The organism is Deinococcus marmoris (assembly GCF_001949125.1).
Lineage (GTDB): Bacteria > Deinococcota > Deinococci > Deinococcales > Deinococcaceae > Deinococcus > Deinococcus marmoris_A.
This window is the reverse complement of the sequence record NZ_MSTI01000142.1, coordinates 1-14,946: the sequence shown is the minus strand read 5'-3', so window position 1 is coordinate 14,946 and position 14,946 is coordinate 1. Positions and strand designations below refer to the sequence as shown.

The following is a 14,946-nucleotide window of genomic DNA, read 5'->3' as shown; positions in this document are numbered from 1 at the left end:
CGGCATTGGTTTCTGGAACCAGGCGCGATGGGTTCGCTCAGATGGCCCGCCATAGCGGGCCAGATTGGTGAAATTCAGTCGTCCAGGAACGACCAGCCACAGCACCAACAGCACCTGAAGATAGGCGGCCTGGGTGGAACGCAGGCTGGTTCCAGGGAGCAGGGCCGCTAGAATCTGGCTGGGGGTCGTCCGTTTTGTTGCCACACATCAACATGGACGATCCCCACCCCATTCGTCAAAAACCTTCCGGAGTACTGCGAAGGAGACCAGACCTTGGCGGATTTGTTCATCGGTCATGCCCCTACCTTGGCACCTCGCCGACGTAAGTTGGCCCTGGCCTGCTGCCACCATTACCAGACCAGGCCTGCGCTCCCACAGGTCCATCGAAAACAGGCGTCGTCCGGCAGATCGGCGGTCTGGTCTATGAGGTCCAGTGCCTGATCAATGAACTGGTTGTGAAGCTCAAAAACAATGCGCTGCGGCTGAGTAAAGCCAATATCAGTATGCGAGTGGTGGATCAGCCAGAGTTCGTTGACCATACCGGGGCCATCCCCTTCAGTCGCCCACGCTGCTTAGCCTCAGTCCCTGCATGAAGTAGGGGCGCAGCAACAGGAACAGCAGCAGGGTGGGCAGACTGGCGATCATGACCGCCGCGATCAGGGTGGGGCCGTCGCTGCCCGCATAGAGGCCCTGCATCCCGGCCAGGGTGGGCATGATCGGGCGCACGTTGTCCGACTTGCTCAGGACCAGGCCAAACAGCAGGTCATTCCAGATCCAGGTGAACTGAAACAGCAGCAGCACCAGCATGGGCGCGCGGGTCAGCGGCAGCATGATCTTCCAGAAAATCATCCAGTCGTTGCAGCCGTCCAGTCTGGCCGCTTCCTGAAAATCCCAGGGCATCGAGATGAAAAAGCCGCGCATGACGAAGGTGCAAAACGGGATGCAAATGGCGATATAGAACAGCACCATACCCACCCAGGTGTCGTACAGGCCGAAACTGGTGTATGCCTTGAACAGCGGAATCAGGTAAACCTGAAACGGGAAGATGGTGCCGGAATAGATCAGCAAAAACCACCACAGCCCTCGCGGCAACTTCAACCGCACGATGCCGAAAGCAGCCAGCGACGCCAGCAGAATGGCTCCCGCCGAACCCACCAGGCCGTAGCTCAGGCTGTTGAAAAAACCGCTGCCCAGACCCTGCCCCCAGGCGTTTTGCAGGTTCTCCCAGAGGTGAAAGCCCTGCGGCAATTGCCAGCTCTCGCCCATGTTGTATTCGCGCTTGTCCTTGAAGGCGTTCATGAACACCAGCAGCAGCGGCAGCAGCCAGAACACGCAGATGATGCCGCCCAGCACCCCGCCCGCCACCATGCGCGTGCGCTCCTTGCGCGCCCGCGCCGATTTGCCCGCGTTGGGCGGCGTGAAACCGCCAGAAGCCGTGGTCATACGTGGCTCTCCTTGTCCATCACGTTGCGCAGGTAGAAGTACGAGAAGGCCAGGGCGATCAGCGAGATGACCACGGCGATGGCCGCACTCACGCCCTGGTGAAAGAGGATGAAGCCCTCGCGGTACATGGTGACGGCCAGCGTTTCGCTGCTGCGGGCCGGGCCGCCCTGGGTCATCACCCAGATCAGGTCAAAGACCTTGAAGCCGTTGACCGCCGCCATCAATGCGGCGATGGTGACATAGGGGGTCATCAGCGGCAGGGTGATCAGGCGGGGGAATTTCAGGCCGCTGGCCCCGTCGATCTTGGCGGCCTCCAGCGGCTCGCGCGGCAGGCTTTGCAGGCCGATCAGGAAGATCATCAGGTTGGCCCCCACGCTCTGCCAGGTGTACGTGGCAATCATGGACCAGGTGTTCAGCGGCGAGCGGAAGAGCCATTCGGTCTGGCTCAACGAACTGAAACCCAGCGCTCCCAGCGCCGCATTCAGCACGCCGCTGGTCGGATCGAAAATAAAACTGAACAGCACGCCCGCCGCCGCCGCCGCCAGCGTGGACGGCAAGTACAGCGCCGTGCGGAAAAAGTTGCCGCCCACCACCCGTTCCAGCGCCAGTGCCAGCGCAAAGGCCAGGCCCACAGGCAAGACCACCGACGCCACCACCCAGATCAGGGTGTTGCGAAGCGACAGGGTGAAATTGGAGCTGGTCAACAGCTCGGCGTAGTTCCTCAGGCCCACGAGGTTGGGCGTCCGCAATCCATCGGCGTCAGTGAAGCTCTGCCAGAAGGTGTACAGCATGGGGGCGAGCAAAAAGACCGCCACGAAGAAGACCGCTGGCAGAACAAAGAGGTACGGGGCCAGCGAAGCGGCTGTGGAACGTCTGGCAGACGCGCGTCTGGCCGGGGTACGGCCCTGCTGGGTCACGGTCATGATCGGTCAGGCTCCTTTGAAAAACGTTGAAAAGACGCCACGCTGCCGCAGCGCCTTTTTTGAGGCTGGAATGTCAGGCGTGCGGCCCGGCTACTTCTGCTTGCTCCAGTAAGCGTCGGCCAGCTTCTGGAGGTTGGCCTGGACCTGCGTCTGGGTGCTGGGGTCCAGCATAAATTTGCTCAGCTCGTCTACGCCGGGTTCGATGATCTCGGTGGGGGTGGCTTCCCAGATCCGGTTGATCAGGCGCGGCTTGCTCTTGCTCAGCGCGCTGGTCAGCTCCTTGGTCACGGGATTGTCCACTGTCACCTCGTTGTTCACCGGCGTGAAGCTTTGCAGGTTGCTCCACAGCGTCTGTGCCTTGGCCGACATCCAGAAGTCGGCGACTTTCAGGGCCTGCGCCTTGTTGGCCGCGTTCTTGGAGACGATCAACGGGCTGGCCTCGTAGATGATGACCGGCCTGGCCTTGGCATTCATGGTGGGCAGGATGAACACGCCGTAGTCGTCACCGGGTTTCATGCCTGTCCCGGCAATGGTGGCGGTATACCAGTCACCTGCCAGGATGTTGGCGAGCTTGCCCTGGGCGAACAGCTTGGCCATGCCGTTGGTGCCGCCCGAGCCGAAGCCCGTGCTGGCGGGCGTGAAGTAACCCTTATCCATCCAGCCTTTCCAGGTGGTGAACACCTTGGTGACCCCCGGATCGGTGTACTTGGCCTTGCCCACCATGAGCCGCTCGTACAGGTCCGGGTCCTGGCGGGTCAGGAATTCCTCGAACCAGATGAAGGCGGGCCAGCGGTCCTCCACGGATTGCCCGAAAGCGGTCACGCCCCTGGCCTTGAGCTTGGCGTTGTTGGACTCCAGTTGCGCCCAGGTGGTGGGCGGGGTAATCCCAGCGTCCTTATAGGCTTTTTTGTTGTAGAACACGGCCCAGTACGCCACGTTGTTGGGCAGCGCGTAGATTTTGCCGTCAAAGGTGAACGCCTTCGCCAGGTCCGAGCCGTACTCCCCGGCCTTCTGGTACTTCTGCCAGATGGGCGTCAGGTCCTGAAGGGTGCCGGACTCGACGAGGTCTTTCATGCGGTAGCCGGACCACCAGGTGAACATGGCCGGCGCTTTGCTGGTACTCAGGGAGGTCCGCACGGCGGCCTGATAGGTGCTGGGATCGGCGAAGGTCACCCCTTTGAAGCCTGCGCCGCTCTTGGCACCCAGATCGCCAACCTTGGTGTAGTTGTTGTTCCAGTCGGGTTTGTCGTTGTAAAGCTCAAGCGTCTGTGCAGCGGCCACCGAGAGGGCGAGGGTCAGAACCAGCGGAAACGACTTCGTGAGCTTGATCATAAAAACCTCCATTGAGGAAAAAGACGTTGGCTTCGTGTAGATCACCGGGCGTCCAGCGGCGGACTCAGCCCCAGCATGGGCCGGTACAGCGCCGCCGCACCCAGCAGGTTGGCCTCGTCCAACAAGGAACTGCACGCGACCTTGAAGGGCCTGAGTCCAGCCCGCAGCGGCGTCTCAAAATGCGCCCACGCGCGGGACACCTGACCGCCGAGGACGATCAGATCAGGCCGAAAAACCTGCACGCAGGGAGAGAGTGCGGCGGCTAGATCGCGTCCGAGGTCCTGGTAGACCTGTTGTGCGCGAGCGTTGTCCGTCTCCGCAAGCTGAGCAATCTGTCGGGCGTCCAGTTCCTCACCGCTCAGGGCCTGATAGGCGCGGCGCAGGGCGGGCGCGCTGGTGAAGTCCTCGACGACGCCGCCGCGAAAGGGCAGTTGCCAGACCTCGCCGCCTGAAGGCACGCCCTCTTCCGCCGTGCCTGGGCGGCCATCCACGATAAAACCGCTGCCCAGGCCAGTCCCCAGGGTCAGGCCCAGCAGCCGGTGGATCCCCTGCCCCTGCCGGGCCGTGGACTCGCCCAGCGCGAACGCCACCGCGTCGTTGAAAAAAGAGATGGACAGGCCATCCAGAGGGGTCCCCTGCCAGCGTTCTCTCAGCGCCGCGCCGATATCCAGGTCCTTCAATGCACTCAGTTTGTGTTCAAAACGGGCGATCCCCCCGGCGTAATCGAAAGGACCGGGCACCGAGATGCCCACGGCTGAAACTGGCGTCTGGCCCACGCCCAGCAGCGCCCCCCTGGCCCAGATCTCCAGAATTTCTCCCGCACTGGCCCTGCCGTCTACCGCGAGACGAACCTGCGGCCCGAGTTCACCTGCGGTCACGCTCGCCGCCGTGACGTGCGTGCCGCCGATATCCAGCGCCAGTACCGCGTCTGGAAAAGTCACGGTGTTGCCGCCAGCGCGGGCAATGCCTCGTTCAGCGCTACATAAAGGTGATACAGCGTGCTGGAGGGCGAATTTTCGCTGATATTCCTGTGGTCCCGCGACAACTGGTCCGCCCAGGTGCCCTGCGGCGTCAGGTACTGGCTCAAGATGTTGCCGAGGACGTGCCGCGCGCGTTCCAGAGCCTGCGCGTCACCGCTCCAGTGCGCGTAGGCCAGGTGGCCCTTGAGCACCTCGCACTGCACCCACAGCCGTTTGGTGGGGCGCAACTCGCGGCCTCCAGTCAGCATCTCGTCGTAGGCCAGGCCGTCGCGGTCTGTGCCCCAGGCGCAGGCTGTGTTGTAGAGCAGGGGCAATTCGGGCGCCGCCGCACCACCGAGCGTCCGGTAACGGCCCAGCAGCCAGGTCCATTCGTAATGGTGGCCGGGATCGAGGTGATCGCCCGTGGCCGGGTCGGGCTGCCAGTCCGCCGTGAAGAACTCGCGCAGGAAAGGCTGTGGGCCAGTGGTGGTATCCAGAAAGCGCGTCTGAAACAGCGTGTAAAGTTCGTCGGCCCGCGCCAGCCAGGGCACTTTGCCCAGCAACTCGGCGCACAGCAAGCAGGCTTCAAACAGGTGCATGTGTGGGTTCTGCTGGCGGGGCAAAGACTCAGGCGCGTCGCTGAGCTGGAAGCCGCCGTTGCGCGGGTCACGCAGGGTTTCGATGAAGCCCCACAACTCCTCTGCCTCTTCGCGGTAGCTGACTTTCCCCGTGACCCGGTAGAGCCAGGCCAGGGCCATCAGATAGAACGCCTGGTCATACAGCACGCGCGCCGAATCCAGCACCTGACCTTCGGCGCCCACCAGGGTGTGAAAGCCGCCGCCCAGTGCGCCGTAACTGCGCGTCACCGACTCCATGACACGTTCCATCAGTTCGGCGTGTTGCTGGGCAGACCCGACAAATTCTCCCCGTTCATAGGCCAGTCCCAGCACGTAGAGCTGACGGGCCTGCACGCGGGCGCGGCGCGGCAGCCCACGCAGGGATTGACCGTCAAAGCTCAGCGCTTCCACGAACATGCCCTGCCCCTCGTCCAGACCCTCCCCGAACCACAGCGGCAGGGCGGAGGACAGAAATGCCTCTACCTGCGGGCGCAGCGGGGCGAGGACAGAGGTGTTCACCGCCCAGTCCCGCGCACGTAGGCTTTGATGGTGGCGACTTCCTGACCCTTCTCGGCTGGCCGGATGATGTATTCGCCGACGGCGGCGGGGACGATAAACGTCTCGGCGTAATGCACCGTGAACGGCTCAAACGCGCCTGTAGGGCTTTCTACGACGGCTTCCCGGCCCTCGATCAGGTTGAGGATATTGACCGTTCCATGGGTGTCATGGCGCACCGGCACGCTGAACCAGTGGCGGCGGGTCTCGATGAACTCCAGCTCGCTCATGCCGGTGCTTTCCTCGCGCCAGCCCTCGCCGCTGCTCACAGGCTGGGTCAGATGCAGCAGATTTTTCTCCACCCAGTCGGCGTCGCGCTCCCACTGGATATTGGCCGCCCCGTGCTGGAGATGAATCGGGCGCGGCTGACCGTCGAGGCCCACGCGGCCCCAGTCCCACAGCTTGAAGGTAAAGATGTACGGCGTGGCCGAGATTTCGAGCACCATCGTGTCCTTGCCGGAACAGTGGACGGTGCCTGCCGGAATGGAGAAGTGATCGTGCTTGCGGGCGGGGAGGGCATTGACGTAGCGCCCGGCGTCAAAGGGTTGTCCGTTCTGTGCGGCCTCGAGTTCGGCCAGCATTTGTTCTCTCTGCACACCGTTTTTCAGGCCCAGATAGACGGTGGCGTTCTCGCCCGCATCCAGCAGGTAATAACTCTCGTCCTGCGTGTAGGCCATGCCGAAGTGTTGCTGGATATAGGCAGTCAGCGGGTGGACTTGCAGCGACAGGTTACCCCCGCCCATGGTGTCGAGAAAATCGAAGCGAATCGGAAATTCCGCGCCGAAGCGGGCAGAGGTGATCTCGCCCAGCAGTTCGCGGGGGCGCGCCAGCACCAGATTCTGCGCGGGCATCTCCAGCACCGCACCCCCGGCTGCACCGCCGTAATCGAACAGCAGACTGTTCTCTTCCGGCACCCCGTCAAACCCCCAGGCGAAGTTGCCCGCGCTGCGGTCCAGATCGCAGACTTCCTTGAGCCACTGCCCGCCCCACACGCCAGGATCAAAGAACGGCACCGTGCGGAAGGGGCGCGAGGCGGCGGCATTCAGGCTGGCCTCGTACCCGCCGCGCTCGATCATCATCGGCTGGCCCGCCGTATTCGTTTCCAGATAGAAATCCATCTGAGCGCTGAGGCCCAGTTTGTGCCGGTCGGCCACCCGCCATTCCACAAAAAAGCCGCGCTTGTACTTGCGCAGGATGTCCTCGCTGCCGTTGGCCACCTGCCAGTTGCCCTGACCGCGCCGCAGCCTGGCCTGAATCTCCCAGCGTGCCAGATCGGCCACCACCAGCAGCGTCGGATCAGTGACCGCCAGCGCCGCGCCCCAGCCGTAAACCAGGGTGGGCCGGCTGCGACGGGTCAGCCGCACAGTCAAAGCCGCCAGCCTGTCGGCATCGTAAAACTCACGCAGCGCATGGGGCGACATGACCCCGAACACCCGGTCAGGCGTCAGGAACCGTTCCAACAGCGCGCTCAGGCTGGCGCTGGCCAGCGCGGCTTCCTCGGCATTGACCAGTTCGCAATCGGGCCATTGCTGGGCGGCGGCCTCGTGCAGTTCGGCCAGATCGGTGCCAGGGTAGCAGTCCACCACAATGATCGGCGCGCTGGTGGCCCGCTCGACCTGGAGCCGCAACTCGGTGAAAATCTGGGGCCAGCCACGCCAGACCCGCTGCCCGGACACAGTGATGTTCGGGAATTTGTCGTAGTTGGAAGCGGGGCGCTGGGAAACTTGAATGTCGGGGCTATCCAGTTGATCAGGGCTATCCAGTTGAACAGTCATATCGACCTCTCGGCAGTTCAGGAAAATAAGGCGGCACGGTCAAGAGCCACCCTGGGCCTCCAGTCACCTCACCACTCTCAGGCTTGGTCTATACCATTATTGATTTCTGGAGCCTAACAGCTTGATTCAGATTCGTCAAGACTGATCCGAGAAGCAAGTGTCGGGGCGAAACTGCAATGAATTTTCGATCCGTTCACGCCCGTCCACGCTGATGTCAACCCGTCCAATGATGTTACTGAACAGTCTTCTGTCGCCACAGAACAGCCCTTTCATCTCTGCCTGCTGGGCCAAAGCTTTGGCCACCGCTGCAAGCGCACTGAGGGCAGAAACGGCAATGGTGCGACGCAGCGCCCATATTTGACGCTCCATCGCCCTCCCTGCTACAGTCGGCAAGATTCCAAATGGTATAGACCAAGATATTTAAAAAAGTGGCAGTACGGCGGGTGAGCGACTCACTGAACAGGCTCTGGGAGAGACATGAAGAACGGTGAATTCATCTTCGTCACGGGCGGCGGCAGCGGCATTGGGCGGGCTTTTGCCCTGCACTTCGCGGGGCTGGGCTACGGCGTGGCGGTGGCAGACCTGAACGGACAGGCTGCTGAAGAGACGGCGCGAGACATTCAGGAGTTGGGCGGACAGGCCCTGGCCTTCGCGCTGGATGTAAGCGATTTTGCCGCCACCATGCGCGTCGCGGCGCAGGTGCTGGAGACCTTCGGGCAGGTGGATGTGGTTTTCGCCAACGCCGGTGTGCTGAGTCCCGCCGATTATTTCGAGGTGCAGCCCGCCGACTGGGACCTGTCGCTGGACGTGAACGTCAAGGGCGTGGCGTACACCTGCCGGGCCTTTATCCCCAGCATGATGGCGCGCAGGAAGGGCCGCATCCTGACCACGGCGTCCTACAACGGGTTCCGGGCTGGGGCGCACGTCATTCCCTACCGCGTGACCAAGGCGGCGGTGGTGATGTACACGCGCTGCCTCGCGCTGCTGCTGGCCGAGTCCGGCATCACGGTCAACGCCATCTGCCCCGGCGTAACCCTGACCCCCATGCAGCTTGAGTACGCCGAAAAGACCGCCGGGGAGCGCGGCATCACCCTCGAGGCCTACCTGGAAGAGCGCGCCGCCAGGATTCCCATGCACGAACTGACCACCGTCGAAGACCTCAATGCGCTGGCAGAATTTCTGACGTCCAGGGGAGGCCGCATCATTACCGGGCAGGCCATCGCGGTGGATGGCGGGGTCCTGGTGTCCTCGTGACCGATGTTGATATGACCGATGTTGATATGAAAGGTGTTGACCCAAAGGGCCGCATGTTCTCGTGGCCGTTTTCCGGCAATGGTCTGGGGGGCGTGGGCGTGGGTGGACAGCCAGTGTCGGAAGCCGTTCCCACACCCGGCCCGGCGGAACTGCTGGTGCGGGTGGACGCAGTGACGCTGTGCGCCTCGGACGGCAAGATGCTGAGGCTGGGGACGGACTACCCCCTGCTGCGCGGGCGCGATCTCCAGGCCCAGCCCACCCGCCTGGGTCACGAAGTGGCGTTGACTGTGGTAGCGGTGGGCCAGCAGCGTCGCGGACAGTACCGGGTGGGCCAGCGTCTGGGCCTGCAACCCGACGTGTTCGTGGGGGGGGAGCGGCGCTGCTTTGGGGTGACGCTGCCAGGCGGTCTGACGCAATATCTGGTGCTGGGGAGCGACGTTCTGGAAGGAGACGACGGGCCGTACATCTTCTCGGTGGGCGGGCTTGACCCGGATGGGCGGCTGAGCCTCGCGGACGTGGCCGTGACCGAGCCGTGGGCCTGCGTGGAGATGGCCTATCAGCCCAAACGCCGCCTCCAGCCACTGGCGGGCGGGCGGCTGTGGATTCATGGAGACAGTGCAGCTACTGGGTTTGTTCTTCCTCCGTTTCCAGGCAGCGAGATGACCCTGAGCGGTTCGGCACAGGATTACGCGGAAGCGCTCAGCGCGCAGGGTCACCGCATTCAACGTAACGAACTGGCGGATATCCTCAATGGCTCCCAGACCTTTGACGACATTCTCCTGCTTGACCCGGCGGATGATCTGCCTGAACGCGCCCTGCCGCTGCTTTCGCGTGGCGGGCTGCTCAATCTGAGCGTCTCGGCGGACAACACGCGGCGCTACGAAACCCAGGTGGACGCCAGCCGACTGCACTACGAACCGATCAGCCTGGTGGGTCAGGCGGGACCGGAGGTGGGCGCAGCCTACGGCGAACACCGCTCCGACCTGCGGCCCGGCGGCAGTCTGCTGATCCACGGTGCAGGTGGCGCGATGGGCCGGATGCACCTGGAACGCGCCCTGAGTCTGCCCCATCCGCCCGGCACCATCGTCGCCACCAACCGGGGCGCGGCGCGGCTCTCGGAACTGAACCTGTCATTTGCGGCGTGGGCAGCGGCGCGGGGGGTCAGGCTGAAGCTGATCAGCCCCGTGCAGCACCCCGGCTTTCTGGAAGAAGAGGCGCGGCGGCTGGGCGGCTTTGACGACGTGGTGGTCAACATTCCCAGCCTGAGTGAGATGCAGTACGCCGCAAACTTCCTGCGCCAGGACGGGCTGCTGGCCCTGTTTGCGGGCATTCCTGAAGGGCAGCGTCTCCGCCTGCCGCTGGGCAACGTCGCCCACTTCCGCGCCGAGTTCACCGGAACGAGCGGCTCCAGCCTGGCCGATCAGCGCCGGGTGATTCAAAAAACATTGAGCGGTGAACTGGACGCCTCGTCGGTCATCGCGGCGGTGTGCGGTCTGCGGGCGGCGCGGGAAGGGCTGGCCGCCGTGATGGACGGGCGCTACACCGGCAAGATCGTCGTCTATCCACCGCTGCTGGACTTGCCGCTGCTGGGACTGGAAGAACTGGCGACGGTGGCTCCTGGCGTTTATGCCGGCCTGAACGCGGGCCGCTGGACGAAGGCTGCCGAAGACGCCCTGTTCGCTCAATTCGCGCAGCCTGTGCCAACAGAGGCCCAGCCATGAGCGCCCCACTGATGCTGTGCCTGGATCTGGGAACCAGCGTAATCAAGGCGGGCGTGCTGGACGCGGCGGGCACCCTCCTGACCCTCGCCACCACGCCGACGCCGATGCACCAGCCCGCTCCGGGGGTGGCCGAACAGGACGCCGAAGGTCTCTACGCTGGAGCGCTGCGTGTTCTGCGCGAGGTGGTGGAGCAGGTCCCCGGACGCGGGATTGCCGCCCTCTGTGTGTCGGGGCAGATGGGCGGCGTGATGGCGCTGGACGCGGCGGGGGGGGCGCTGTCACCGTGGTTTCCCTCCACGCTGGACCGCCGCTATCAGGCCGATCTGGACGAGATATGGAACGCCGAAAGTGACTGGCTGCCCCAGCGCATCGGGGCCAGACCGATCAGTGCGCCGCGTCTGCGCTGGTGGCGGCGCGAGCAGCCCGAAATGGCGCGGCGCATTGCCAAACTGTCCACGCTGGCCGGGTACGTGGTGGGGCGGCTCTCGGCCCAGACAGCAGAGGCAGCGTTCATAGACCCCACCTACCTGACCTGGTTCGGTGTGGCCCACACTGCCCGCCGGGACTGGGACGCGGACCTGCTCGCAGCTTTTGGCGTGTCGCCGGATCAGGTGCCGCGCGTCGTGAACGCCAGCGACGTGGTGGGCCACCTCAGCGCGGCGGCGGCGGCCCAGACAGGACTCCTGGCCGGGGTGCCTATCTTCGCCGGGGTGGGCGACTCGGCAGCGGGCTTTCTGGGTGCAGGCCTGAGTGACCCGGCCAGCGCTCTGGACATCGCCGGAAGTTACAGCGTCTTCACGCAGTATCAGCGCGGTTACCCCACCGATCCCACCCTGACGCTGCAACCCATTGCCAGCCCGCTGGGACCGGACGACTGGTACGCGCTGATGTACATCAACGGCAGTGGCCTGACCCACCGCTGGTTCGTGAATGAGTTTGGGGGCGGCGATTACCCGGCGCTGGACGCGCATGCCAGTGCCCTGCCGCCCAACCGGGGGCTTTACTTCTCGCCGCATGCGCTAGGCCGGGCCTGCCCCGACACGCCCGCCTTGAAGGGCGGCTGGCACGGCCTGACCCTGACGCACCGTCCGGCCCACCTGTACCGCGCCCTGCTGGAAGCGGTGGCCTACGAATTCAGTGGCGCGGTGCGGCATCTCGGCTCGCTCTCGGCGCGGCTCCCCTTGCGGGAAGTCACGGTAATGGGCGGCGGCGCGGTCAGCGCGCTGTGGAACGGGATCAAGGCCGACGTGCTGAACGTGCCGTACCTGACGCTCAGTAGCACCGAGGTCACCCTGCGCGGTCTGGCACTGGTGGCCGCGCAGGGGCTGGGGCTGCACCATGATTTGCGGGCCGCCTGCCGCGCCGACGTGCAGGCTGGAGTCGTCGCCACACCCAGCCTGGAGCGCCACCATGAATACGCCGTACTGGAAGCTGAATACCACCGCTGGCTGGCGGAGTACACCCACCTTTGCGAGAAATTGGCGAATGCGCCTGCCCTTGCGCTTTCCAGACCGAGATGCCAAGAATGAGCCGCATGGGCCGCGAGGCAGATTCACCACTCTACTTGCAAGTCAAGCGCGATCTGCGCGAAAAGATGATCAGCGGCGAGCTGAATCCTGGTGACCGCGTGCCGTCCGAGCGCGAGCTGGCCGAGCGCTTTCAGGTCAGCCGCATGACCGCCCGCCACGCCCTACGCGAGATGGAAGCCGAGGGAACGCTCACGCGGGTGCAGGGGTCTGGCAGTTTTATCAATCAGCCCAAACTGATCGAGAACGTGGTGGAACTGGCCTCCTTCACCGAGGACATGGAGCGGCGCGGCCTGACGCCGAGCGCGCGGCTGCTGAACGTGTCCCTGCAAAAGCCAGATGAGGTGGCGCGCGGCATGCTGCACCTCAACGCCCGCCAGCAGGTCTGGCAGATCAACCGGCTGCGCTTTGCCGATGGCGTGCCGATGGCGCTGGAGACCATGTTTCTGGTGGCCGATCAGTTTCCGGCACTGGGTGAACAGGATCTCAGCGGCTCCATCTACCGCTTGCTGGAAGACACCTACAGCCTGAAGATCGGCAATGCCACCCAGACCATTGAGGCGGTCTTTCCCAGCGACATGGAGACACAGATGCTGTGCGCTCCGTCCCAGACGGCCCTGCTCCGGCTGAAGAAACTGACCCGCACGCACGCCGGCCAGCCCTTCGAGTTCGTGACCGCCCTTTACCGGGGAGACCGCTACGCGTTTGAAGCGTCACTCACGCGGCCATAGCCTGGTTTTTGCCACGCAGCCGCTGTCCAACTCTCAAGGTGAAGACAGGAGAATCCGGGTGAGGCGCTCGACTGCCGCAGGCCACAAACATGCGTCATCGAGAGCCGTATTAGTTCACCCCTGCCTTCCGCAGCAGCGGAAAGTCCCGCACCTCATCCGCTGTCACGCCACATGCCTCTTCCAGCGCTGACACCGTGCGCTCCAACTCTGCGAACAGCACCTGCAACCGTGGACGTTGCTGCACATCCTGACCTCGCGCGGCTTTGTACGAGTCGGTCAGCAGGCGGTAGTACTGCAACGTCCCAGCCTGTCCTTGGTTGAAGCGAGTGAAATAGGAGGCCCGCTCCTCCGCTGGCAACGTCAGCACGTCGGTCAGGATGGTGCGGGCGTTGTGCAGCTTGTCCGAAGCACTGATCAGGAGCGACGAGGCTGATTCGTGGGGCAGTTTGTCCAGGTACTTCGTTTTCCGCTCCTGCCAGGGTGCCTTCGCTTCGCCAGCTTTGGGCAGGGCGTCTGTCGCGCCGTCCACCAGATGGGCCACCTCTGCTCCGAATTTCTTCTCGATGATGGACCGCAGGGTAGCGGCGTCTAGACCCATGTTCTGCGGACCATCTTCGAGGGCGTCATGCAGCAGCGCAGCAATGGCCTCATGCTCGTTCGCCCCGAACTCCAGCGCGACAGATGCCACGCCCAGCAGGTGCGAAAGATAGGGGATGGTGGGCGTCTCGCCCTTTGGCACCTTGCGGTACTGCACGGCGTGCCACTCGTGGGCCAGCGTCAGGGCGTCGGCGAATGCGGGAGATAAGGCAGGTTGGATCATGCCCTGAATGTACTGGGCTGGCCGCGTTCCAGCCAGGGGCGATGGCTTGCCCCCAGCCGCCTGGTCCGCGCCATGGGCAAGCTGTCGGACGTCCCGAGGCCAGTGCGGGCGGGCGCGGCGACAGGAACAACCAGGCCAACGGCCCGCGTGTCGACCGCATGCTGCTGGCGTGAAGCGAGGTCAGCCAGAAGATCCCGCACCTGCGTCCAGCCTTCTCGGAGTCGCAGGTTGAACTCGCCCCCCTGCGCCGCCTGCGGCTACATTGCCCTGTACGGGCCTCACCGTGCAGCAGGCGGTGAAGGAGCAGCGTGACGCGGACTACGCCCAGTCCACTATCTACAACGGCGCGCGGCGAGAGCTGAGGATAGCCTTCGACGGACCATCGTGGAAAACCCTAGCACGACCCTCGTGGTCCACCCTGGCAACCACGTGTGGGTGAGCGCCACCTCTTCCCTCTTCCTCGGGATGGATAGCGCGTTTAAACCCGCCCCAGCAGGTGACCCGCCGATACCCGAAGTGGAGCCACGCAAGCCGAAGCCCACGTAGAAGCGGGGGAGAAAGCCCACAAGCTCGCTGCCCCAAAAGTGGCGAGCGCCCCAGTGCCAAAAGGCAAAAACGCTTCCGCGAATACCTGGCGCAGGGCCACAGCCAGGCCGAGGCGTTGAGGCTGGCGGGGGGCGTGGAGGGAGAACCACTATTGCGGCGGGTCCACGGGTGCCGGGGGGTTGGGAGAGAAACCCCGGCATAGACGATGCCCTGGCCCAGCGAATATGTCCCGCACGCGAGTAAAGCATCCGTACTAGGTGACACAGGGAAGTGACGCTGCTTAGCGTGGGGCGGGCATACGGCAAGACCGATTCCAGATATCGCCATTGCGCCTCGGCATGCAGTGTCCTGAGAACCAGCGGCGACTTGCCAGAGCCGAACATGCTGGTAAACACCATAAACGCATGACGCGGCACTCACAGCGAAAGGGCATTGAGGTTGTGTTCCCACGCCCCGCACACCTGTGCAAAGTCGGAAGACTCAGACTCATGAGTTGCATTTATGCAGTTTTCTCCAAATATGCGGTCTGGAACAGCGTTTGGCGGAAGGACATCTGAGCCAATTGAATCTGTGCAGACATCGCACTCCAGTGCGGCATCAACAGATCACGTGCCCACGACGCCGCTTCACAAAGCGTCCAGACCCAGCTTGGACGCTTCCCAGTGGTCATGCCCCTGTTGGCCTGCATGAACAGCGCCAGAGTGAGACTGAGCCACACCAGAAACAGCCAGTTATGCGTGCCCG

General features: G+C 63.9%; 14 protein-coding genes and 1 pseudogene. 4 read left to right on the top strand and 11 right to left on the bottom strand.

Features of this window, described 5'->3' with window-relative positions; genetic code table 11:
• The 9 genes and pseudogenes from BOO71_RS28465 to BOO71_RS20345 form a co-directional block, all read right to left on the bottom strand.
• Positions 1 to 204 (bottom strand): annotated as a pseudogene (locus tag BOO71_RS28465) (hypothetical protein); the annotation flags it as partial.
• 146 nt (positions 205 to 350) lie between these two features.
• Entirely contained in the window at positions 351 to 539 is a 189-nt protein-coding gene (locus BOO71_RS20380) for a hypothetical protein (RefSeq protein ID WP_075835508.1), read from the bottom strand.
• A 16-nt stretch (positions 540 to 555) separates the two neighbouring features.
• Positions 556 to 1,443 carry a carbohydrate ABC transporter permease gene (locus tag BOO71_RS20375; RefSeq protein WP_217694919.1) on the bottom strand — a complete coding sequence of 296 codons (888 nt, stop codon included), beginning with the start codon at positions 1,441 to 1,443 and terminating at the stop codon, positions 556 to 558.
• Positions 1,440 to 2,366, bottom strand: coding sequence for a carbohydrate ABC transporter permease (locus tag BOO71_RS20370; RefSeq protein ID WP_083653688.1), 927 nt, complete (start codon positions 2,364 to 2,366; stop codon positions 1,440 to 1,442). The genes BOO71_RS20375 and BOO71_RS20370 overlap by 4 nt, the downstream gene beginning before the upstream one ends.
• A 90-nt stretch (positions 2,367 to 2,456) precedes the next feature.
• Positions 2,457 to 3,698: an ABC transporter substrate-binding protein gene (locus BOO71_RS20365; protein WP_075835506.1), complete on the bottom strand. Its 1,242-nt coding sequence runs from the start codon at positions 3,696 to 3,698 to the stop codon at positions 2,457 to 2,459.
• 41 nt (positions 3,699 to 3,739) lie between these two features.
• Positions 3,740 to 4,639, bottom strand: a complete 900-nt coding sequence (locus tag BOO71_RS20360) for an ROK family protein (protein WP_175607492.1) — start codon at positions 4,637 to 4,639, stop codon at positions 3,740 to 3,742.
• Complete coding sequence (locus BOO71_RS20355) at positions 4,636 to 5,793, bottom strand: AGE family epimerase/isomerase (protein ID WP_075835502.1); 1,158 nt, start codon at positions 5,791 to 5,793, stop codon at positions 4,636 to 4,638. The genes BOO71_RS20360 and BOO71_RS20355 overlap by 4 nt, the downstream gene beginning before the upstream one ends.
• Positions 5,790 to 7,604: a class I mannose-6-phosphate isomerase gene (locus BOO71_RS20350; RefSeq protein ID WP_217694918.1), complete on the bottom strand. Its 1,815-nt coding sequence runs from the start codon at positions 7,602 to 7,604 to the stop codon at positions 5,790 to 5,792. Before BOO71_RS20350 ends, BOO71_RS20355 begins: the two co-directional genes overlap by 4 nt.
• A gap of 135 nt (positions 7,605 to 7,739) precedes the next feature.
• The gene (locus BOO71_RS20345; protein ID WP_075835500.1) at positions 7,740 to 7,973 is read right to left on the bottom strand and encodes a hypothetical protein; all 234 of its coding nucleotides are present in this window, start codon (positions 7,971 to 7,973) and stop codon (positions 7,740 to 7,742) included.
• Between the two features lie 108 nt (positions 7,974 to 8,081).
• Between BOO71_RS20345 and BOO71_RS20340 the strand changes: the two genes are divergently transcribed.
• From BOO71_RS20340 to BOO71_RS20325, 4 genes are read left to right on the top strand one after another with little or no spacing between them, the layout of a single operon-like run.
• Positions 8,082 to 8,858 carry an SDR family NAD(P)-dependent oxidoreductase gene (locus BOO71_RS20340; protein ID WP_075835498.1) on the top strand — a complete coding sequence of 259 codons (777 nt, stop codon included), beginning with the start codon at positions 8,082 to 8,084 and terminating at the stop codon, positions 8,856 to 8,858.
• On the top strand, positions 8,855 to 10,579 hold the full coding sequence (locus BOO71_RS20335; protein ID WP_139323082.1) for an alcohol dehydrogenase catalytic domain-containing protein: 1,725 nt from the start codon (positions 8,855 to 8,857) through the stop codon (positions 10,577 to 10,579). Before BOO71_RS20340 ends, BOO71_RS20335 begins: the two co-directional genes overlap by 4 nt.
• Complete coding sequence (locus BOO71_RS20330) at positions 10,576 to 12,108, top strand: xylulokinase (protein WP_075835494.1); 1,533 nt, start codon at positions 10,576 to 10,578, stop codon at positions 12,106 to 12,108. The genes BOO71_RS20335 and BOO71_RS20330 overlap by 4 nt, the downstream gene beginning before the upstream one ends.
• A 5-nt stretch (positions 12,109 to 12,113) precedes the next feature.
• Complete coding sequence (locus tag BOO71_RS20325; RefSeq protein ID WP_075835492.1) at positions 12,114 to 12,836, top strand: GntR family transcriptional regulator; 723 nt, start codon at positions 12,114 to 12,116, stop codon at positions 12,834 to 12,836.
• Between the two features lie 109 nt (positions 12,837 to 12,945).
• On the opposite strand, the gene BOO71_RS20320 is transcribed toward BOO71_RS20325, so the two are convergent.
• Both BOO71_RS20320 and BOO71_RS27995 read right to left on the bottom strand, forming a co-directional pair.
• Positions 12,946 to 13,656, bottom strand: a complete 711-nt coding sequence (locus BOO71_RS20320) for an HD domain-containing protein (protein ID WP_075835490.1) — start codon at positions 13,654 to 13,656, stop codon at positions 12,946 to 12,948.
• A gap of 1,045 nt (positions 13,657 to 14,701) precedes the next feature.
• On the bottom strand, positions 14,702 to 14,946 hold a 245-nt coding region (locus tag BOO71_RS27995), incomplete at its 5' end, for a hypothetical protein (RefSeq protein ID WP_175607491.1).

Excerpts from the sequence above, each read along its gene's own strand:
- BOO71_RS20380 (WP_075835508.1), bottom strand. The coding sequence starts at position 539 with ATGGTCAACGAACTCTGGCTGATCCACCACTCGCATACTGATATTGGC.
- BOO71_RS20375 (WP_217694919.1), bottom strand. The coding sequence starts at position 1,443 with ATGACCACGGCTTCTGGCGGTTTCACGCCGCCCAACGCGGGCAAATCG.
- BOO71_RS20370 (WP_083653688.1), bottom strand. The coding sequence starts at position 2,366 with ATGACCGTGACCCAGCAGGGCCGTACCCCGGCCAGACGCGCGTCTGCC.
- BOO71_RS20365 (WP_075835506.1), bottom strand. The coding sequence starts at position 3,698 with ATGATCAAGCTCACGAAGTCGTTTCCGCTGGTTCTGACCCTCGCCCTC.
- BOO71_RS20350 (WP_217694918.1), bottom strand. The coding sequence starts at position 7,604 with ATGACTGTTCAACTGGATAGCCCTGATCAACTGGATAGCCCCGACATT.
- BOO71_RS20345 (WP_075835500.1), bottom strand. The coding sequence starts at position 7,973 with ATGGAGCGTCAAATATGGGCGCTGCGTCGCACCATTGCCGTTTCTGCC.
- BOO71_RS20340 (WP_075835498.1), top strand. The coding sequence starts at position 8,082 with ATGAAGAACGGTGAATTCATCTTCGTCACGGGCGGCGGCAGCGGCATT.
- BOO71_RS20330 (WP_075835494.1), top strand. The coding sequence starts at position 10,576 with ATGAGCGCCCCACTGATGCTGTGCCTGGATCTGGGAACCAGCGTAATC.
- BOO71_RS20325 (WP_075835492.1), top strand. The coding sequence starts at position 12,114 with ATGGGCCGCGAGGCAGATTCACCACTCTACTTGCAAGTCAAGCGCGAT.
- BOO71_RS20320 (WP_075835490.1), bottom strand. The coding sequence starts at position 13,656 with ATGATCCAACCTGCCTTATCTCCCGCATTCGCCGACGCCCTGACGCTG.